This window comes from Rhizobium deserti (assembly GCF_004358025.1).
GTDB lineage: Bacteria > Pseudomonadota > Alphaproteobacteria > Rhizobiales > Rhizobiaceae > Neorhizobium > Neorhizobium deserti.
The window spans coordinates 881449-900002 of sequence record NZ_SMTL01000002.1 but is presented as its reverse complement, the minus strand read 5'-3'; the positions used below and the strand labels follow the sequence as shown (position 1 = coordinate 900002).

Genomic DNA, 18554 nt, shown 5'->3' with positions numbered 1-18554 from the left:
CGTAAGCAATTGTAATCAAACGCGGAAGACGTGTCATAGAAGTTTCATCGAACTGTCATTCTCGTGAAAGGGATTATTGAGGATTGGCGGACAATCTGCAGCGCATATTTGATGCCATTGCGCAGTGGAGTAGTGAATATGTCGTCTGCGGCCATTCTCGAACCGGGGGTCTTCCGCCGGTATGCCAATGATCAGCTTGTCACGCTGGCCAAGCTTGTTCTCGAAAATGCCCTGCAGCCGATTGTCGAAGTCGGCACCGGTTCCGTTTTCGGATATGAGTCGCTGATGAGGGGCCAGGAAAGGATCGGCTTTTCCTCCCCCGTCGAACTGCTCGACCAGGCGTATGAAACCGGCCAGCTTCTGGCGCTCGAACAGATGATGGCCGCACGGGCGCTGGCAAAATTCGCCACTCTGCCCGCCTTCTCCTCGACCACTCTTTTTCTTAATCTTGATGTCCGGCTGATCCCGCACGGGGAATATTTCCTCGAAAAGCTCGTGCAGCATCTGCGCAAGGCCAATATCGCTCCGTCCTCGGTGTGCTTCGAATTTTCCGAGCGCTTCGACAATACCACCGTTCCGGAGTTCGCCGATCTCGTGGTCGAGATGCGCAAGGCGGGCTTCAAGCTCGCCATCGATGATTTCGGCGTCGGCCACGGCGAAATGAAGCTGCTCTGCGATTATCCGGTCGATTATCTGAAGATCGACCGGCATTTCGTCACCGGCATCGACAAGAACCCGCGCAAGCGGCACCTGGTCAAGAACATCGTCAACATCGCCCACGTGCTGGGTATTCGCGTCATCGCCGAAGGCCTGGAAACGGAGGCCGAATTCCTGGTCTGCCGCGAATATGGGGTGGACCTCGTCCAGGGCTGGTTCATCGCCCGGCCCACGACCTTTCTGGCGGAACTGCAGCCGTCCTTTCCCTATCTTGCCGATATCGGTCGCTCACGCCGCTCCAGCCAGTCGCTCGACGAAATCCTCATCCGCAAGCAGATCGAGCATCTGCCGGCCGTCTATGAAAACGAGAGCATCGACAATGTCTTCGATCTCTTCCGCCGCAATCCGCGCCAGGCCTTCTTTCCAGTCCTCAACGCCAATGGCGAGCCGCGCGGTGTCATCAACGAATACCATCTCAAGGAATACATCTATCAGCCGTTCGGCCGCGATTTGCTGAAGAACAAGGAATACGAACGGTCGATCTCGCATTTCGTCGAGCGTGCGCCGATTGTCGGGCTGGACGCGGAAGCGGAAGAACTGATGAGCCTGTTCGCCAACATGGAAAACAGCGCCTGCGTCATCCTGACGGAGAACATGCGCTATGCCGGCGTCGTCTCGGCCGCTTCGCTCATCAAGGTCGTCAACGAAAAGCAGTTGAAGATCGCCCAGGACCAGAATCCGCTGACGAGCCTGCCGGGCAATCGCGCGATACGCGACTTCATGCAGGAAACGGGCCGCGACGACGACCAGAGCCGCTATTACTGCTATTGCGACTTCGACAATTTCAAGCCCTTCAACGATCATTACGGCTTCCATCTCGGCGACCACGCCATCTCGTTGTTTGCCGCCCTGATGAAGCGCTATTTCTTTTCGGAAGAGCATTTCCTCGGCCATGTCGGAGGCGACGATTTCTTTATCGGCGTGCGCGACTGGACGCGCGACGAGCTCACTGAAATCCTCGGGCGCCTGCTGTCCGATTTCCATGATGATGTGATCGAACTCTATTCGGAGGAAGACAGGGCTGCCGGCAAGATCCGCGGCCATGACCGGTCCGGCATCGAGCGGGACTTCCCGCTGCTGCGCTGCTCGATCGGCGTGGTGGAACTGCCCCAAGGACTGGTGCTCGACGATGTCGGACGAATCGGCACCGAAATCGCCGCCGTCAAGGCGGAGGCCAAGGACAGCGAGGCCGGCCTGGTATTTGCGACTTTCGGTGAGGCCGCGGCCCACGATCCAGCTTTCGGCGAAGCAAAATGACATCGCGACGCAAGGTCGCCTTTTTCTTGAGGCCGGACTGTCCTAAGTCTGTCGCCGGTCCCTGATCTCATCAGTGGCCTCCGATTGATGAGGAGAGACCTTATGCCGCTTCCGACTGAAATGCGCTTTGTCGACCTGCCTTCGTTCGGCGAGCCGGAAGTGATGACCATCGTCACCGGACCTGTGCCGGGTCCCCGCGCCGGCGAAATCCTGGTGAAGGTGGAGGCGGCCGGGATCAACCGCCCCGACGTGCAGCAGCGCAAGGGCGCCTATCCGCCGCCGAAGGATGCAAGCCCGATACTCGGGCTCGAAATTGCCGGCGAGGTCGTCGCGGTTGCAGAGGGCGTCGATGAGTTCAAGATCGGCGACAAGGTCTGCGCCCTGGCGAATGGCGGCGGCTATGCGCAATATTGCGCCGTACCCGCGGGGCAGGCTCTGCCATGGCCAAGGGGATATGACGCCGTCAAGGCGGCCGCCGTTCCGGAAACCTTTTTCACCGTCTGGGCCAATCTTTTCCAGATGGCTGTGTTGACGGAAGGCGAGAGCGTGCTGATCCACGGCGGCTCGAGCGGCATCGGCACGACGGCCATCCAGCTTGCCAAGGCATTCGGCGCTTCGGCAATCTTTGCGACGGCGGGTTCGAAGGAGAAATGCGAGGCCTGCGAAAAGCTCGGCGCCACGCGCGGCATCGATTACCGGACGGAGGATTTTGCCGCGGTCGTCAAGACCGAAACCGGCGGGAAGGGCGTAGATGTCGTGCTCGACATGATCGGCGCCAGCTATCTGGAGAAGAACCTGGAAAGCCTCGCCAAGGACGGCTGCCTGTCGATCATCGCCTTCCTCGGCGGCAATGTTGCGGAGAAGGTGAACCTGACGCCGGTCATGGTGAAGCGGCTGACGGTCACCGGCTCGACGATGCGTCCCCGCACGGCAGAAGAAAAACGCGCCATCCGCGACGACCTCGTCGCCCAGGTCTGGCCGCTTCTGGAGGAAGGCACGATTGCTCCTGTGATCCACGCCGTACTGCCCTTCGAGGACATCGTCGAAGCGCACCGGCTGATGGAAACCAGCAGCCATATCGGCAAGATCGTTGTGACACTCGGCTGATATTGTCTTTTATATCGGTTTTGATATAGATAGCCGCAATGATGAAGCCGCTGGTTTTTCTTGGTGATGCTTTAGATCGTTTGCGGGATTTTCCCGAGACGGCTCGCAAAGAAGCGGGTGTCCAGCTTCACAAGATCCAGCTCGGGCTCGAACCGAGCGACTGGAAGCCGATGACGACAGTTGGAACGGGTGTCCGGGAAGTTCGTATCCGCGATGAGATGGGCGCCTTTCGTATCATCTACGTAACCAGAATAGAGGATGCCATTTTCGTTCTGCATGTCTTTCACAAGAAGACTCAGCAGACGGCGAAGCGGGATATGGACATTGCCGCGTCGCGACTGCGGCAGATCTAAATGGAGCAAAATATGGAACGCCAGAGTTTTGTAAATGTCTGGGAGGCTTTGGAAGACACTCCAGCAGAGGCCGCGAATATGTCGATGCGGTCAGCTCTTCTAATTGCCATTGAGCAGAAGGTACGAAGCTGGAAAGTCACCCAGACAGAGGCCGCCGCTCGCCTTGGCCTCACGCAACCTCGACTGAGCGATTTGCTGCGGGGCAGGATTGCTAATTTCAGTCTGGATGCGCTTGTTGAACTGGCTGCAAAGGTAGGTCTTTCCGTCAGACTGGATATCGCCGACGCAGCCTGATTTCCCGAACTCATCGTCCCGTGACGTGATGGCTGTAGCAGACAGGTCGTTTCGATGCTGGCCTTGAGTATGCTCTTCGAGCCAAAGCTCACGAATGCTAAGGCTGCACGGCTCGCAACGCAATTCAATTAAATTCGCAATTATTCATATAACGTGCCTTGCGGAAGGCAAATCCGCCCCCTATCTTCCCATCATGTTCAACGTAACGAAAGGAAGGTGATCCAATGTCTAGTGGGATTTCGGTCTGCGTAGCGGACAATGGAAAGGTGTCGGTCTTGACGGGGCAGCCCTCGGCCTGAACCTCATCTTCCTTCGGACCGTTTCGAAAACGGCCCGGGTTCGCTCAACCGGACCAAACTCATGGAAGGGTCGCCTCGTGCGGCCCTTTTCCGTTTTTACTCACCGTCTATAAGTTTATGAGTTTTTCCCTAATAAGCTCCAGGATTATCCATGTGTCTGCTGCATGGGTGGCCTGCCGATTGCGCGCTTTGCGTGCATCCGTATGGGGACTATAAAGGGGTCAACGAAGCGGAAGAAAGCGCCAGGCACTGGCCGCCGGCTTCGAAAATCCCGGGAAAGGGGACCATCATGAACGTAGCACGCACTTTGAACAACTGGCGCAAATACCGTCAGACGGTTGCCGAACTGGGCCGCATGAGCCCGCGCGAACTGAACGACCTCGGCATTGCCCAGGGCGATATCCGCCGGGTCGCACGTCAGGCCGTCGGCTTCTGATCGCCATCTGACAGTCATGTATATCAAGCGCCCGCCGTTTGCGGGCGTTTTGCTGTCTGCACGAAGGTCCGTGGTCAGATGCCGAGGCGACCGAGCGCCGGAACCTTGAGCCCGGGCGCCGCCAGATCGAGGCCTGCCACCAAGCCCAGAAAATGCAATTCGAAACCGCTGCGGGCACCGACCGAGACGCCGATCAGGCCTCGCAGGGTCATATGCACGTCCTTCCAGTCGTCATCGATATGCAGGAATTCGCCATTCGGCAAATAATCACGGCCAACCGCATGCGGCGGCAGCACGGCGCCGAGTTCCGGAACGGTACGCAGCACATAGGCCACGAACGTATTGGAGTTCGGGCCGGGCCAGATCGTATAGCCGCCGGGTTCCGCATAAGGATAGGCGGCAATCGCACCCTCGATCTTGGGGATCAGCAGTTCCGCCTTGGCACCTGTGATGGAAGTCACCAGTTGCGGCGGGTTCGAATACCAGAAGGCATCCGGGTCGCGGTGGTTGCGGCGGATCGGATTGCCCCAGCCGACCTTGTCGTAGCGCGTATAGGCCTTGGCGCCTTTTTCCTTGAAGACGATCCAGGCATGGCTGGCCACGGCGCCCTTCAGGCCGCCGGTCATGGCTGAGAAGACATAGATCGCCGCATCCTGGCTCTCTTCCGGTTTAGGCAAAATACCGGCCGAGGACCAGCGGGCATCACTCCAGCGCAAAGGCCTATCCTTCATCGCCCAGAGACCTGCGGACGCAAAGGTTGGTAAAAGGAAGATGATGAAGATGAACAGAAACAGCCGCTTAACTGTTTTCATGCTAGTTCCCGATGAAAATCCCGCCGGCTCGGGTTAAGAGCAGCCCGACAGCCCAATGCCATAGGCCTTCCAAAAGCAGCAATTTCAGGACGCGTCATGCAAAACCCCGTTACCGTTGAAGTCACCCGAGGCAATCTGGTCGAGAGCCGCCATCGCGGCCTGGGCGTGGTGGTCGATGGCGACGGCAAGGTGGTCTTTTCGTTCGGCGACGTCGATGCGGGGGTTTTCCCGCGTTCTGCCTGCAAGGCGATGCAGGCCCTGCCGCTGATGGAAAGCGGCGCCGCCGACGCCTATGGCTTCGGCAACAAGGAGCTGGCCTTCTCCTGCGCCTCCCATTCAGGCGAAGATGCGCATGCGGCCATGGCCGCTTCCATGCTGGCCAAGGCAGGTCGCGACGTGTCGGCACTGGAATGCGGCGCGCACTGGGCCTCCGAACAGAGCGTGCTGATCCATCAGGCCCGCACCATCGACAAGCCGAGCGCGCTTCACAACAATTGCTCCGGCAAGCATTCCGGCTTTGTTTGTGCCTGCGTTCATTCAGGCACGGAACTGCGCGGCTATGTGAATTACGAGCATCCGCTGCAGGCTGAAATCCGCGGCATCATGGAAAACCTGACGGGCGCAGTGCTTGGTGAGGACAATTGCGGCACCGACGGCTGCTCGATTCCGACCTATGCGGTGCCGCTCAAGGGCTTGGCGCACGGATTTGCAAAAATGCTGACGGGCAACGGCCTTGCACCCGAGCGCGCCAAGGCCTCGCGCCGGCTGATGGAAGCCTGCATGGCAGAGCCTTTCTATGTAGCCGGCACCAACCGCGCCTGCACGAAACTGATGGAAGTGGCGCCGGGCAAGATCTTTGCGAAAACCGGAGCCGAGGGCGTCTTCGTCGCAGCTCTTCCGGACCGGGGCCTTGCCATGGCGGTCAAATGCGAGGACGGCACGACGCGCGCCGCCGAAGCGATGATCTTTGCGCTGATCGCCCGCTATCTCGAAAACGGTGGCGAGGTACAGACCAAGCTGATGTCCATGGCCAACAGGTCCATGAAGAACTGGAACGGCATCCATGTGGGCGATGTCCGCGTGACCGATGCGATGTTCAGTTGATCGTGCTAAGCCTTGCCGTACCACCGGAATAACCGAGCTTTGAAGGGCTGACCATGCTCACTTTGTTTTTCTCGCCGAATGCCTGCTCGCTCGCCAGCCACATTGCGCTGGCGGAATCCGGCCTTCCCTATGAACTGAGGCGGCTGAAATTTGCAGAAAACGAGCAGCGTTCGCCTGAGTATCTGAAGCTTAATCCGCATGGGCGGGTGCCGGCCCTGGTGACCGAGCGCGGCACGCTGACGGAGACCGTCGCGATCCTCGCCTTCATTGCCCAGTCGGCGCCGGAAGCAAGGCTTGCGCCGCTGGACGATCCCTTCCGGTTCGCCAAGATGCAGGGCTTCAACACGTTTATCGCGGCAACGGTGCATGTCGCCTATGCCCATAAGCGCCGGAGCTACCGTTGGGCCGACAACCAGTCCTCGTTCGAGGACATGGCGGCCAAGATGCCGAAGAATATGCATGACTGCTTCACGCTGATCGAAAACGACTTCCTGGCCGGACCCTTCGTGCTTGGCGAAGACTATTCGGTTGCCGATCCCTATCTCTTCACCATGTCGGATTGGCTGGAAGGTGCCGGTGTCGACATTGGCGATTTTCCGCGGGTGCAGGATCACTACCAGCGCATGAGGCAACGCCCGGCGGTTGTCCGAGCCCTGAGCGAGCAGGAAATGGCGGCCTAGAGCCGAAGGCTGATCTTCTTCCTGATGCTTCGCAGGGCCTTGACCCCGCGAAATATCAAGGCAGGAGGATGTGCGCTCCTTACGCCGGTTCTGCGTTGCGCTTTTCCCACATGGCTTGGAAGCCGGGGCGTGCCTGGCAGTTTTGGAGCCATGCCTCGAGGGCAGGGCGGTCGGCAAACAGCGCGGCGTGTCCCTGGGCGTAACGCAGAATTTCGGCGACATTGATATCCGCCACCGTGAACCGGCCGCCGACCATGTGGCTATGGGCGGAAAGGTGCTTTTCGAGCACGTCGAAAGGCCGCTTCAGCAGCCGCGCCGCGACATCGATGTCCGCCTTGCCTTCATCGGAATCGGCCTTGGTCTGCTGGATCTTCAGCGCCGGCGTTTCCACGCTGGTGGCGGCAAACAGCGACCACTGCAGCATCAGTCCTTCTTCGGCGATATCCTTGGGGCCGAGATCGCCGCCATATTTGCGGGCAAGGTAGAGCGTCATCGCCAGCGATTCGTGCAGCACGAAGCCGTCATCGTCCATGGACGGGATCGATCCCATCGGGTTGACCGCCAGGAATTCCCGCGACAGCGTGTTGACCGGGGCGCCGGCCGCCATCGGCTCGGGCAGGCGGTAAGCCTGGATGACCGGCACCAGATCGAAGGGAGTTCCCATCTCCTCCAGGAGCCAGAGCGGGCGCGTCGCGCGCGAGCGATAGACACCATAAATCTTCAGCATTCGTGTGTTTCTCCTGAATTCTGCCGCAAGCTATGGCCTCGGTCATCAAAACGGAAGATCAATCCACGTTGGACGCCCATGAAAGTTTTAGATAGAATTTCAACGTGTCGACCGCCGAGGAGCCAGGCATGCGCAGCACCCAGTCACTCAGCATCACGCTACCCTCCGAAATGGCCGAAATGGTCAAGTCCAAGGTCGCTTCGGGCGAATACGCTACCGAAAGCGAGGTGATCAGCGAAGGCCTGCGCACCCTGCTGGACTACGACGCGGCCATCGAGACGTGGTTGGTGGAGGAGGTGGTGCCGACGCTGGAGGAGATGGAGGCACATCCGGAGAGGCTGTTGACGCCCCAGGAGGTTGCTAGGCGGCTCGACGCCCGCGCGGCGGATCTTCTCAAGCAAAGCGGCAAATGAACTATCATGTTGTTTTCGCACCTGCCGCCAGCCAAGATTTGGAGAACCTCCTGATCTACCTCGCTGCCCGGATGGGTGCGGAAAGGGCGAGGCTTTATGTAGGCGAGATCCAGGCCTATTGCCTGAACTTCTCGACATTCCCAAAGCGGGGAATGAGGCGCAGCGATCTGCGTCCGGGCTTGCGCCTCGTCGGATACCGCCGGCGCGCGACGATCGCGTTCGAAGTCAGTGGAGATGCCGTGATCATTGCGCGAATCTTCCACCGCGGCCGTCATGTGGACCTGGATGACGAGGCGGGTGATCCGGACTAAACAACCCTGTTGTTCTCGATCGTCAGATGCGCCAGGCGGGCCGCCTCGTTGCCGCCGCGGGCAAGTTCGCCGGTGGCGGGTGCCTTCCACCGATAGCCGATCACGCCGCCGTCTTGCATGCCCTGGAACAGGTTGCCGCTGATCAGCGCTGCACCGGCCCCTTCGACAACAGTCACGGCGCAGCCGACCTTTGCCTGCCGTACGATATTGCCCGTGGCGATGACATTGCGAAGATAGTTGCCGAAGCCGAGTGCCATGCCCCAGAGCGGCACGCCTTCGATGACATTGCCGGTGATCGCCGTATCCGCCTCGGCGCTGATTCCGACGCCGAAGATCGCTTCTTCCAGATCGTAGGGTCCTTTGGCAGACAGGTTGCGAACAAGATTGTTGGAAATCACCGCCAGGCGGCCGCCTTCATTGAAGTTGACGACCGAAATCCCATTGGCGGCTCCGTCGACGATATTGCCGGAGATCGCCGCACCCTCGAAGGTAAACTCGGAATAGATCGCCGTTTCGCCGGAACCGAGGCAATGGTTATTGGCGATCTGCACATTCGAGGCGCTGTTGGCGCGTATGGCCGAGAAAGCCGATTGCGAGATCTGGTTGCCCGTCACCATGACATTGTCGGCGCGGAAAAGATTGACCGCATTGCCGTATTGGCCGGTGCCGCCGTTTACGGCGCCGATCCTGTAGAGGCGGTTACCGGAAACCAGCGTGCCATCGTTCCCCTTGCTGCGGCGGTGGATCAGGATGCCGCCATTGCCGCAGTCGAAGACAATATTGCCGGAAACCGCAAGCCCTACGCTGTCCAGCGCATATAGCCCGTAATCAGAGGCGGCGGAGATCCGGCTGCGTTCGATCCGCCCGCCGCATTGCTCCAGTTGCAGGGCAGACTTGGACGAGCCGATGATCTGGCAATTGTCGATCGCAAGGTCAGCGACGCGGTGCAGGTGGACGAGCGCCGGCGTCTCATCGCCAAGCCGCCGGTTTGCGCCGTCGATGACGAGGTTGGACAGCGCCACATGTCCCACGCCGTCGGCCCGCAGCAGGAAGCCGCTGCCGGCATAAACAAGCCGGGAAGCGCGGGCCACGCCCGTGATGCGGCTGCCATGCGGTAGGACGAGGTCGGAAACCTGATAATCCCCCGGCGGCAGGAAGAGCGGCACGTTCTGGCTCGCCGCCCTGGCGATAAGTTCGCCCAGCTTGCGACTCATCTTATCGCCGCCGCCGGGCCTTATCCCTTGCGCCCCAGCATCGATCGAGCCCCGCATGCCGAGTTGAAGATCGATGGCCGGGGCCGGACGGGCGGCGGCAGGAAGCAGGGCGGTGCTGGCTCCCGTTGCCATGAGGCGGAGTGCGCTTCGTCTCGAAATCATCCAACCATCCCTTCCGTCGTCAACAGCCTGTTGTTCATGCCAGTGTTTCCGCCTTGCCGTCAGGTCGCTTGCTGGTCGATCATAGCTTTCAAGGTCCGATCTTTGAATCAACATGACAATTTCATGATGTTCTTAAGCAAGGATAAGCAAATCTACTGCATGCTATGAGGACTTGAGCGCGGGTCTGCGAGCATTTTGAAGGGGAGGGGGTTCATGGTAAACCCCGTAATGCAGGTTATGCCGGCGATGCCTTCGCGGGAACCTCTTGAAGAGCTGTGCAGCCGCCTGCTTCGCATATCCACGGGCGAGAACATCGACGTCGATATGGCCCGGGTGACGTTCGAGCTTGAGACAAAGATCCTGCTCGATCAACTGCCGGACTTCATCTATGTCAAGGATCGCCGCGGCCGCTTCGTGTTCGCCAATGCCGCCGCCGGTCACAACAGCAAGTTCCGCGATGCAGCCGATCTCATCGGCAAGACCGATTTCGACATTCTCGACGGAGAAACCGCGGGCCGTCTGTTTCTGGTCGAGCAGGAGGTCATGTCAACTGGCGTCGCCGTCAACGGGCTTGAGGAGCGGATACGGCTTCCAGACGGCCGCATCCTGTGGCTGATGACCTCAAAAACGCCCCTGCGGGACAGCCTCGGGTTCATCGTCGGGCTGATCGGCATTTCACGCGATATCACGGAGCGAAAGCGGCAGGACGACCTTCGCCACGGCCATGCACGTCTCTTGGAAATGATTGCCCGCGGCCAGCCGGCCACGGCAGTTCTCGATGCTCTCGTGGCCCTGGTGGAAGCGGAGCTGTCCGATATCATGGCATCCGTTCTCCTGATGGACGAGGCGGGAGAGCGGCTGCACAGCGCATCCTCGCCTAAGCTTCCGCAAGCCTATGTGAAGCTGATAGACGGTTTCGAGATCGGCCCGAAGCGTGGTTCCTGCGGCACGGCTGCATGGCGGCGCTCGCCCGTGATCGTTAAAGACGTAACCGAGGATCCGCTCTGGGAGGATTTCCGCGAACTGGCCATCATGTTCGGTTTTCGCTCCTGCTGGTCCACACCGATTCTCGGTCCCGATGGCCGGGTTCTCGGCACATTCGCGCTTTACTCCGCTCATGTGCGCGAACCGACGACACTTGAAATGGAGCTGACGGCCATGGCGACGGATATCGCCGGCATTGCCATCGAGCGGGCGCACACCGAGGCGCGCATTCAGCACATGGCCCATCATGATCCGCTGACCGGGCTGCCCAACCGCGCGCTGTTCTGGACGCAGTTCAGCCGGACGCTGCACGAAGCGCATCGGGAAGCCCGCAAGGTGACGATCGCCTATATCGATCTCGATAATTTCAAGGGGATCAACGATACGCTCGGGCATGCGGCCGGAGACGAGGTGCTGCGCGCGCTTTCTGCTCGCATCACCAATTGTATCCGCGCCAGCGATCTGGCGGTGCGCCTCGGAGGGGATGAATTCGCCGTCGTTTTCAGCAATCCCGACCATCGGGAAATGGGCGTCATCCGCCGCCTGCAGGAATTAAGGGCCGCCATAGCCCGCCCGGTCGTGATCGACGAGACGAGCGTGGTTGCGACCTGCAGCATGGGCATCGCCTTTTTCCCGCAGGACGGCGACACGCCCGAAGCGCTTCTGGCACGGGCGGACTGCGCCATGTACGAGGCAAAGGCCATGGGCCGAGACAGGCTCCGGACCACCGCCGGCGACGCCTGACCTACGCCGCCTTCAGCGTGGATGCGACGACGCTTCCGTCACGTCGCCGTCCGCAGCCCTGGCTGCCTTCATGTAGACGGCTTCGAAGCCCGCGACGAACCGTTCGAACTGCCGGGAGAAAAGGTCCAGCTCCTGTTCGTCCCAATTTTCCAGCACATTCATAAGCAGAGAGCGCTTGACGGAGCGGATTTCGGCCAGCAGCCGGTCTCCTAGTTCCGTCCGCACCAGCAGCGAACGGCGGCCGTCCTCCTGCGACGCATCCCGGCGCAGCACGCCGCGCGCTACCAAGTCGGCAACCAGCCTGCTGCCGCGCGACGGGTCGATCCGCATGGCCTCGGCAATGGCGCCGACGGTGACCTCACCGTCGATGCGCCGCATGACATCCAATGCATCGAGATGGGAGATTTCCAGGCCCGGGACGGTATTGGCGATTGCCGTACGGGCGATCACGCGCCGGCCAATCAGCATACGCAGCCGCGCCAGCGTGTCGCTGATGCGCACAAAGTCTTCCGCGTGGACTGGCCCAGGTTCCGGGCCGGGGAGAGAGGTTGCTGCTGTCATGCTTCGATCATAGCAGACTGCTGGCGGGGTATTCAAGCGCACCCTTGATGTGTGCACAAAATTGACATTGACATTTATATGCTAGAGGCACATAAATCCCTAATTGCTTTTTGGATGTTGATCTCATGGATATTGCCCGCCCGGCGCCCCTGCCGCTTGTCACCAGTCCGCGGCTGCGCCTGGCGATCTTCTGCTTTCTGATGGCGGCCCTGTTCATGGCAACGCTGGACAATCAAATCGTGTCCACCGCGCTGCCGACCATTGTCGGCGAGTTCGGCGATATGGAAAGGTTCGGCTGGGTCAGCTCCGCTTTTCTGCTGGCCACCAGTGCGGTCATGCCGATCTATGGCAAGCTTGGCGATCTGTTCGGCCGCAAATACGTCATGCTGGCGGCGATCATTCTCTTCACGCTCGGCTCGGTCGCCTGCGGCTTTGCCTGGTCGATGGATTCGCTGATCGCCGCCCGCGTCTTCCAGGGCTTGGGCGGAGGCGGCATCATGGTGTCGATCTTCTCGATCAATGCAGACCTTTTCGAGCCGCGCGAGCGCGCCAAATATCAGAGCTATTCGAGCCTGATGATCATGGCATCCGGCAGTCTCGGCCCGGTCCTCGGCGGCACGATGAGCGACCTGTTCGGCTGGCGGTCGATCTTCCTGATCAATGTGCCGATCGGCGTGGTCGTCGTCACCGGCATATTCCTTCTCCTGCCCAACCGGCGTCCGACCCGCAAGCCGCGGATCGACTATGCCGGAGCGATCGTGCTCGCCACGACCATTGCCTGCGTCGTCGCATGGGCCGACAGCAAGCAGATCTTCGGCTCCATGGTTGCAGCCTCGTCTCTGGCGCTGCTGGTCTTCGGCCTCGCCTGTGCCGCCCTCTGGGTCTGGATCGAAGGTCGGGTGGCCGAGCCGATCGTGCCCCTGCGGCTGTTCCGCGACTCGACCTTTTGGCTCTTCCTGATCGTCACCATGTGCTCCGGTGCCGTCGGCATCGGCATGGTCAACTATTATTCGCTCCTGCTGCAGACCACGACCGGGCTGACGCCATCCATGTCCGGCCTCTTCTTTATCGGTCTGACCGGCGGCATGGTCGTCGGCTCGATCTCCAGCGGTCGGCTGATCTCCCTGACCGGGCGGTACAAGCCGTTTTCCGTCCTCGGCCTCAGCCTCAGCCTCGTTGCCTTGCTGCTGTTTTCGCAGATCGGCCAGGCCACGCCGCTCGCAGTCGTCGCCTTGCTGATGACGCTGCAGGGATTCGCGATCGGCTGCGGCCAGCAGGCGCCGATCATCGGCGTCCAGAATTCCGCGCCGCGCGAGGATGTCGGGGCTGCCACAGGCGCTGTGACTCTGATGCGGATGGGTGGCGCCTCCATCGCCATCTCCATCTATGGCGCCATCGTCGCCTCGGCACTCAAGGATGTCGCAGCGCCGATCGCCGGCATCAGCGATATCGGCGCGCTGACACCGAAAATGCTGGCTGAGCTTCCGCAGGCGTCTCGCGATGCGGTAGCCGGCGTCTACTACCACGCCTTCACGCCGCTTTTCCTGACGGCCGCCTTCATCGTCGCCATCGGCCTAGTTGCGGCCCTTTTCGTCAAGCCGAAGCGCCTGCCGACCGTGCGTTCCACCGAAGCGCCTGCAGAAAACAAGGCGGCGGCGGCCTGAGGCCTTTCCAGCGCCGGGTGCTGGCCTATCTTCTTGCGCATGAAACCCGAGGCGCTGCTTCATCCCACCCCGGCCGGGCTGTTCTGTCCCATCGGCCGTTTCCATGTCGATCCGGTGCGCCCCGTCGAGCGGGCATTGATCACCCATGGCCATTCGGATCATGCCCGCGCCGGCCACGGACACGTGCTGGCGACCCGGCAAACGCTGGATATCATGCGTATCCGCTATGGTGAGGACTTCTGCGGCTCCGAACAGGCGGCAGGTTTTGGCGAGCCACTTGATGTCGACGGGGTCAAGGTCAGCTTCCATCCGGCGGGACACGTGCTGGGCTCGGCGCAGATCGCCATCGAGAAGGACGAGCTGCGGATCGTCGTGTCGGGCGACTACAAGCGCGGCGTCGATCCAACCTGCGCGCCCTTCGTGCCGGTCGCGTGCGACGTCTTCATCACCGAGGCAACCTTTGGCCTGCCGGTCTTCCACCATCCGGATCCCAAGGAGGAAGTGGCCAAGCTGCTGACCTCACTCAAGCAGTTCCCCGAGCGCAGCCATCTGATCGGCGCCTATGCGCTTGGCAAGGCGCAACGCGTCATCCGCCTGATCCGCGATTGCGGATACAGCGACCCAATCTTCATCCATGGCGCGCTGGCCAGGCTCTGCGACTATTATACCAGCCAGGGCATCGAGCTTGGCGATATCCGTCCCGCCACGCTTGAAAAGAAGGATCCGAATGCCTTCAAGGGCGCGGTCGTCGTCGGCCCGCCCTCGGCCTTCCAGGACCGCTGGGCCCGTCGTTTCAACGAGCCGCTGATTGCCTTTGCCTCCGGCTGGATGATGGTGCGCCAGCGCGCCAAGCAGGGCGGCGTCGAACTGCCGCTGGTGATCTCCGACCATTGCGACTGGCCGGAGCTTCTGGCCACCATCAACGAGATCGGCCCTTCGGAAGTCTGGGTCACGCATGGGCGCGAAGAGGCGCTGGTGCGCTGGTGCGAGCTGAAAGGCATCCCGGCCCGGCCGCTGCATCTCGTCGGCTACGAGGACGAGGGGGATTGATGTTGGGGATCAGCCCATGAAAGCCTTTGCCACATTGCTCGACCGCCTCGTTCTCACTCCGTCGCGCAACGGCAAGCTGAAGCTGCTTGCAGACTATTTCCGCGATACGCCCGATCCCGACCGCGGTTATGGCCTGGCAGCGCTGGCCGGCGGGCTGGACCTTAAAAGCGTCAAGCCGGCCATGCTGCGCGATCTCGTCCTGGAGCGCATGGACCCGGTCCTCTTCCAGTATTCCTATGATTATGTGGGCGATCTGGCGGAAACCATAGCCCTGGTCTGGGACGGCGGCGAGAAGGACGACACGACCGATGCGGAACAGCCGCGGCTCGGCGAAGTCGTCACGCTGATGAATTCGCTAGGCCGCACCGAAGTGCGCTCCGCCGTCCGCGATCTTCTGAACCACCTCGATCCGTCGAGCCGCTTCGCCTTCCTGAAGCTTGTCACCGGCTCGCTGCGCATCGGCGTTTCCGCCCGGCTCGCCAAGCAGGCCCTGGCGGACATGAGCGCCCATCCAGGACCGGACGGCTCCGACAACAAGCGGGACGTGACCGAGATCGAGACGCTTTGGCACGGTCTTGCGCCACCCTATGAGGCTTTGTTTGCCTGGCTGGAGGGCAAGGCGGACAAGCCGGTGCTGGCGACGCCGGCCATCTTCCATTCCGTCATGCTCGCCAATCCCGTCGAGCCTGGCGATACCGACAAGCTCGACCCGACCGATTACGCTGCCGAATGGAAATGGGACGGCATCCGGGTGCAGATGTCGAGCTATGGGGGCACCAGGAAACTGTATTCCCGCTCCGGCGACGATATTTCCGGCGCCTTCCCGGATATTGTCGAGGCGATCAATTTCGAGGGCGTCATCGACGGCGAGCTGCTGGTGGGCGGCACCATGCGCTCCAACAGTCCGACCCGCACCTTTTCCGACCTGCAGCAGCGGCTGAACCGCAAGACAGTGAGCGCCAAGATGACGGAAGATTATCCGGCCTTTGTGCGCAGCTACGACCTTCTGTTCGATGGCGACGCCGACATTCGCGCCAGAACTTTCCTGGAGCGGCGCGAGCGGCTCGGCGAGGTGATCGAGCAGGCGCCGCATGATCGCTTCGATCTGTCGGCCCTGGTACCGTTTTCGAGTTGGGAGGAACTTGACCGGCTGCGCATTGCCCCGCCCGATCCGGTGATCGAAGGGGTGATGATCAAGCGCAAGGACAGCCCCTATCAGGCAGGCCGAATGAAAGGTCCGTGGTTCAAATGGAAGCGCGACCCCTACAATATCGACGCGGTGATGCTCTATGCCCAGCGCGGCCATGGCAAGCGGTCGAGCTATTATTCGGACTTCACCTTCGGCGTCTGGACAGAAACGCCGGATGGCGATCAGCTGGTGCCGGTCGGCAAGGCTTATTTCGGCTTCACCGATGCGGAACTCGAAGTGCTCGACAAGTTCGTGCGCGACAACACGGTCGAGCGGTTCGGTCCGGTTCGGGCGGTGCGGGCCCAGCCGGATTTCGGTTTCGTGTTGGAAGTGGCCTTCGAGGGGATCGCCCGTTCGACCCGCCACAAATCCGGCGTTGCCATGCGCTTCCCTCGCATTGCACGGCTGCGGCAGGACAAGCAGCCGCGCGATGCCGACCGGCTGTCCACATTGATGGCCATGGTAGAAGCGAAGGCGGCGTGAAAGAAGCGTTCGCGAATGCTTGAATGGACAGCGCGGCGGTGCGGTGCTGATATCGGCCCGGCTAGCAGAAAAGGCTCCAGGACTATGGTAGACCGTAATTTTCTTTCTTTGAACCCGAGCTTGGAGGCCGGCGGCATCCAGCGCCGCAAGCTGCTGGCGGCAGCGGCAGGCTTCTCCGTGGCTGCGCTGATGTCGAGGCCCGCTAGCGCAGCCTTTCCGGTGCCCGAAGTTTTGCCACTCGAAAAGGAGGACTATGGCGAGGCAAGGCGGCACTTCCAGACCCGGCTGCTTTACAAGGGACCGGCGCCGGAGCAGTCGCAGCCGCTCGGCACGCCGCCCGGAGCAAAACGTGTCACCTATCGCGGCGGTCCCGACGGATCGCTGGAGCTGATCGCCTGGCTGTCGCATTACGAGCCGAGCGCGACCCCGAAGCCGGCAGTGCTTTTCCTGCACGGCGGCAATGCCACCGGCGAAGGGCATTGGGAAATGATGAAGCCCTATTGGGAAGCCGGTTTCGTGGTCATGCATCCGTCCTTCCGGGGCGAGAACGGCCAGGAAGGAAATTTCTCCGGCTTCTACGACGAAACCTCGGACGCGCTGGCCGCGGCCGCCTATCTGGAAAACCTTCCGGGCATCGACAAGAACCGCTTCTTCCTGGCCGGCCACAGCAATGGCGGCACGCTGTCGCTGCTCGCCGCCATGACACGCAAGTTCCGCGCTGCCGCGCCGATTTCCGCCGGGGTCAATTCATGGCGCTTCTTCAGCCGCTATGATCGCGACATCCGCTTCGATGCGAGCGATCCCAAAGAATTCGTCATGCGCTCGTCGGCCTGTTTCGGCCCGAGCCTCAAATGCCCGACGCTTTTGCTGCGCGGTACGCAGGAGCGGCCCTTCGACAAGGACCACGAACTCTTGATGGAGCGGGCCCGCTCGGCGGGCGTGTCGATCGAGGCGAAGCTGCTGCCCGGAACCCATAACGGCGTCGTGCCCGGAGCGGTGCATGAAAGCATCCGCTTCTTCAACCAGGTCGCCGCCTGACGCGCTGCTATGCCTCGGCTTTGCGGAACACCAGCGACTGGTGCGCTGCGACGCCGGCGACGTTGCCATCGCCGACCGCCAGCGCTACCGAGCCGGCAGGCCTTGCCGCATCTCCGCAAGCAAAGACGCCGGATACGGTTGTTTCCTTGGTGAAACCGGTCTTGATGCAGGGATAAAGCGCGTCATCCTCCAGTTCGCAGCCCAGCTGTTCGGCAAGCGGGGTGGCAATGCTTGGCTGCGGCAGCACGAAGAGGCCGGCAAAGCTCAGGGTCCTGCCATCGGCGAAGGTGATGTCGGCATGGCTGGTAATTGCCTGGACCTGTCTCGGCTCGATGGTGACGCCGCGATCTTGCAGCTGCTGCAACTGCTCCTGGTCGGGAGTGAAGCAGCCGTTCAGCATCAGGGTCGTCTTGCCCCAGTCGGGCAGCATCAAAGCCTGGTGCATGGAATGATGCGAGCTGGCGATCACGGCGATATCGCCCTGGTCCAGCTCGTATCCATGGCAATAGGGGCAGTGGAAAATGCTGCGTCCCCATCTTTCGGTCAGCCCTGCAATCGACGGGAGGTCGTCGGTCACGCCAAGCGCCAGCACCAGCCGGCGGGCCGAAAGCTCGCCATGGGCGGCGGTCGTTACGGTGAAATCGTCCTCCGTGCCCCCAGCCTGCTGGGCGCGGTCCTCCAGCCATTCCACCGTCGGATAACGCAGCAGCTCCGCCTTGGCGTCACTAGCGATCGCGTCCGGTGCCCGGCCGTCCTGGCCAAGAAAGCCATGCGATGCGGCGGCGAAACGATTGCGGCGCTGCCCCTCGTCGATCACCAGGATGCGGCGGCGGGCGCGGGCCAGCTGCATGGCGGCGGAAAGGCCGGCATAACTGCCGCCGATGATGATGGCGTCATAGGGTATGGCGTCATGGGACATGGGCGGGCTCTTCCTCGTCAGCTCTTCAACATTGTC

The 18554-nt window shown here is 61.3% G+C and carries 19 protein-coding genes; 14 read left to right on the top strand and 5 right to left on the bottom strand.

The features are described 5' to 3' along the window. The first annotated feature begins 138 nt into the window (after positions 1–138). From E2F50_RS10870 to E2F50_RS10850, 5 genes are all read left to right on the top strand, one after another. The gene (locus tag E2F50_RS10870) at positions 139–1974 is read left to right on the top strand and encodes a GGDEF domain-containing protein (RefSeq protein ID WP_133316130.1); all 1836 of its coding nucleotides are present in this window, start codon (positions 139–141) and stop codon (positions 1972–1974) included. Positions 1975–2076: 102 nt separating this feature from the next. After that, positions 2077–3081 (top strand): NAD(P)H-quinone oxidoreductase, encoded by a 1005-nt coding sequence (locus tag E2F50_RS10865; RefSeq protein WP_133316129.1) that lies wholly within the window; start codon positions 2077–2079, stop codon positions 3079–3081. A 41-nt stretch (positions 3082–3122) separates the two neighbouring features. Then, complete coding sequence (locus tag E2F50_RS10860) at positions 3123–3434, top strand: type II toxin-antitoxin system RelE/ParE family toxin (protein ID WP_133316415.1); 312 nt, start codon at positions 3123–3125, stop codon at positions 3432–3434. Positions 3435–3446: 12 nt separating this feature from the next. Then, the gene (locus E2F50_RS10855) at positions 3447–3728 is read left to right on the top strand and encodes a helix-turn-helix domain-containing protein (protein ID WP_133316128.1); all 282 of its coding nucleotides are present in this window, start codon (positions 3447–3449) and stop codon (positions 3726–3728) included. Between the two features lie 588 nt (positions 3729–4316). Beyond that, positions 4317–4463 carry a DUF1127 domain-containing protein gene (locus E2F50_RS10850; RefSeq protein WP_133316127.1) on the top strand — a complete coding sequence of 49 codons (147 nt, stop codon included), beginning with the start codon at positions 4317–4319 and terminating at the stop codon, positions 4461–4463. A 74-nt stretch (positions 4464–4537) separates the two neighbouring features. Here E2F50_RS10850 and E2F50_RS10845 read toward each other — a convergent pair whose 3' ends face one another. Beyond that, positions 4538–5275, bottom strand: a complete 738-nt coding sequence (locus E2F50_RS10845; protein WP_133316126.1) for a DUF3750 domain-containing protein — start codon at positions 5273–5275, stop codon at positions 4538–4540. 96 nt (positions 5276–5371) lie between these two features. Here E2F50_RS10845 and E2F50_RS10840 point away from each other — a divergent pair, with 96 nt between their 5' ends. Further along, positions 5372–6379: an asparaginase gene (locus E2F50_RS10840; RefSeq protein WP_133316125.1), complete on the top strand. Its 1008-nt coding sequence runs from the start codon at positions 5372–5374 to the stop codon at positions 6377–6379. A gap of 53 nt (positions 6380–6432) precedes the next feature. Beyond that, positions 6433–7059, top strand: coding sequence for a glutathione S-transferase family protein (locus E2F50_RS10835; protein ID WP_133316124.1), 627 nt, complete (start codon positions 6433–6435; stop codon positions 7057–7059). A gap of 79 nt (positions 7060–7138) precedes the next feature. On the opposite strand, the gene E2F50_RS10830 is transcribed toward E2F50_RS10835, so the two are convergent. Then, positions 7139–7786, bottom strand: coding sequence for a glutathione S-transferase family protein (locus tag E2F50_RS10830; RefSeq protein WP_133316123.1), 648 nt, complete (start codon positions 7784–7786; stop codon positions 7139–7141). 128 nt (positions 7787–7914) lie between these two features. Here E2F50_RS10830 and E2F50_RS10825 point away from each other — a divergent pair, with 128 nt between their 5' ends. Together E2F50_RS10825 and E2F50_RS10820 are read left to right on the top strand one after the other, a co-directional pair. Then, on the top strand, positions 7915–8199 hold the full coding sequence (locus E2F50_RS10825) for a ribbon-helix-helix domain-containing protein (RefSeq protein ID WP_133316122.1): 285 nt from the start codon (positions 7915–7917) through the stop codon (positions 8197–8199). Continuing rightward, on the top strand, positions 8196–8510 hold the full coding sequence (locus E2F50_RS10820; RefSeq protein ID WP_133316121.1) for a type II toxin-antitoxin system RelE/ParE family toxin: 315 nt from the start codon (positions 8196–8198) through the stop codon (positions 8508–8510). The genes E2F50_RS10825 and E2F50_RS10820 overlap by 4 nt, the downstream gene beginning before the upstream one ends. Here the strand turns inward: E2F50_RS10820 and E2F50_RS10815 are convergent. Next, positions 8507–9886, bottom strand: coding sequence for a TIGR03808 family TAT-translocated repetitive protein (locus tag E2F50_RS10815; protein WP_133316120.1), 1380 nt, complete (start codon positions 9884–9886; stop codon positions 8507–8509). The genes E2F50_RS10820 and E2F50_RS10815 overlap by 4 nt on opposite strands. A 213-nt stretch (positions 9887–10099) precedes the next feature. Between E2F50_RS10815 and E2F50_RS10810 the strand changes: the two genes are divergently transcribed. After that, a complete protein-coding gene (locus tag E2F50_RS10810; protein ID WP_133316119.1) occupies positions 10100–11614 on the top strand; it encodes a sensor domain-containing protein in 1515 nt (504 codons plus the stop codon). 12 nt (positions 11615–11626) lie between these two features. On the opposite strand, the gene E2F50_RS10805 is transcribed toward E2F50_RS10810, so the two are convergent. Further along, positions 11627–12175, bottom strand: coding sequence for a MarR family winged helix-turn-helix transcriptional regulator (locus E2F50_RS10805; RefSeq protein ID WP_133316118.1), 549 nt, complete (start codon positions 12173–12175; stop codon positions 11627–11629). A gap of 125 nt (positions 12176–12300) precedes the next feature. Here E2F50_RS10805 and E2F50_RS10800 point away from each other — a divergent pair, with 125 nt between their 5' ends. From E2F50_RS10800 to E2F50_RS10785, 4 genes are all read left to right on the top strand, one after another. Beyond that, a complete protein-coding gene (locus E2F50_RS10800) occupies positions 12301–13839 on the top strand; it encodes an MDR family MFS transporter (RefSeq protein WP_133316117.1) in 1539 nt (512 codons plus the stop codon). 39 nt (positions 13840–13878) lie between these two features. Then, positions 13879–14889: a ligase-associated DNA damage response exonuclease gene (locus E2F50_RS10795; RefSeq protein ID WP_161974117.1), complete on the top strand. Its 1011-nt coding sequence runs from the start codon at positions 13879–13881 to the stop codon at positions 14887–14889. Between the two features lie 16 nt (positions 14890–14905). Further along, complete coding sequence (locus E2F50_RS10790) at positions 14906–16561, top strand: cisplatin damage response ATP-dependent DNA ligase (protein ID WP_133316116.1); 1656 nt, start codon at positions 14906–14908, stop codon at positions 16559–16561. An 84-nt stretch (positions 16562–16645) separates the two neighbouring features. Beyond that, positions 16646–17599: an alpha/beta hydrolase family protein gene (locus tag E2F50_RS10785; RefSeq protein WP_133316115.1), complete on the top strand. Its 954-nt coding sequence runs from the start codon at positions 16646–16648 to the stop codon at positions 17597–17599. Positions 17600–17606: 7 nt separating this feature from the next. Here the strand turns inward: E2F50_RS10785 and E2F50_RS10780 are convergent, their stop codons facing one another. After that, positions 17607–18503, bottom strand: a complete 897-nt coding sequence (locus tag E2F50_RS10780; protein ID WP_133316413.1) for an NAD(P)/FAD-dependent oxidoreductase — start codon at positions 18501–18503, stop codon at positions 17607–17609. Positions 18504–18554 lie beyond the last annotated feature (51 nt).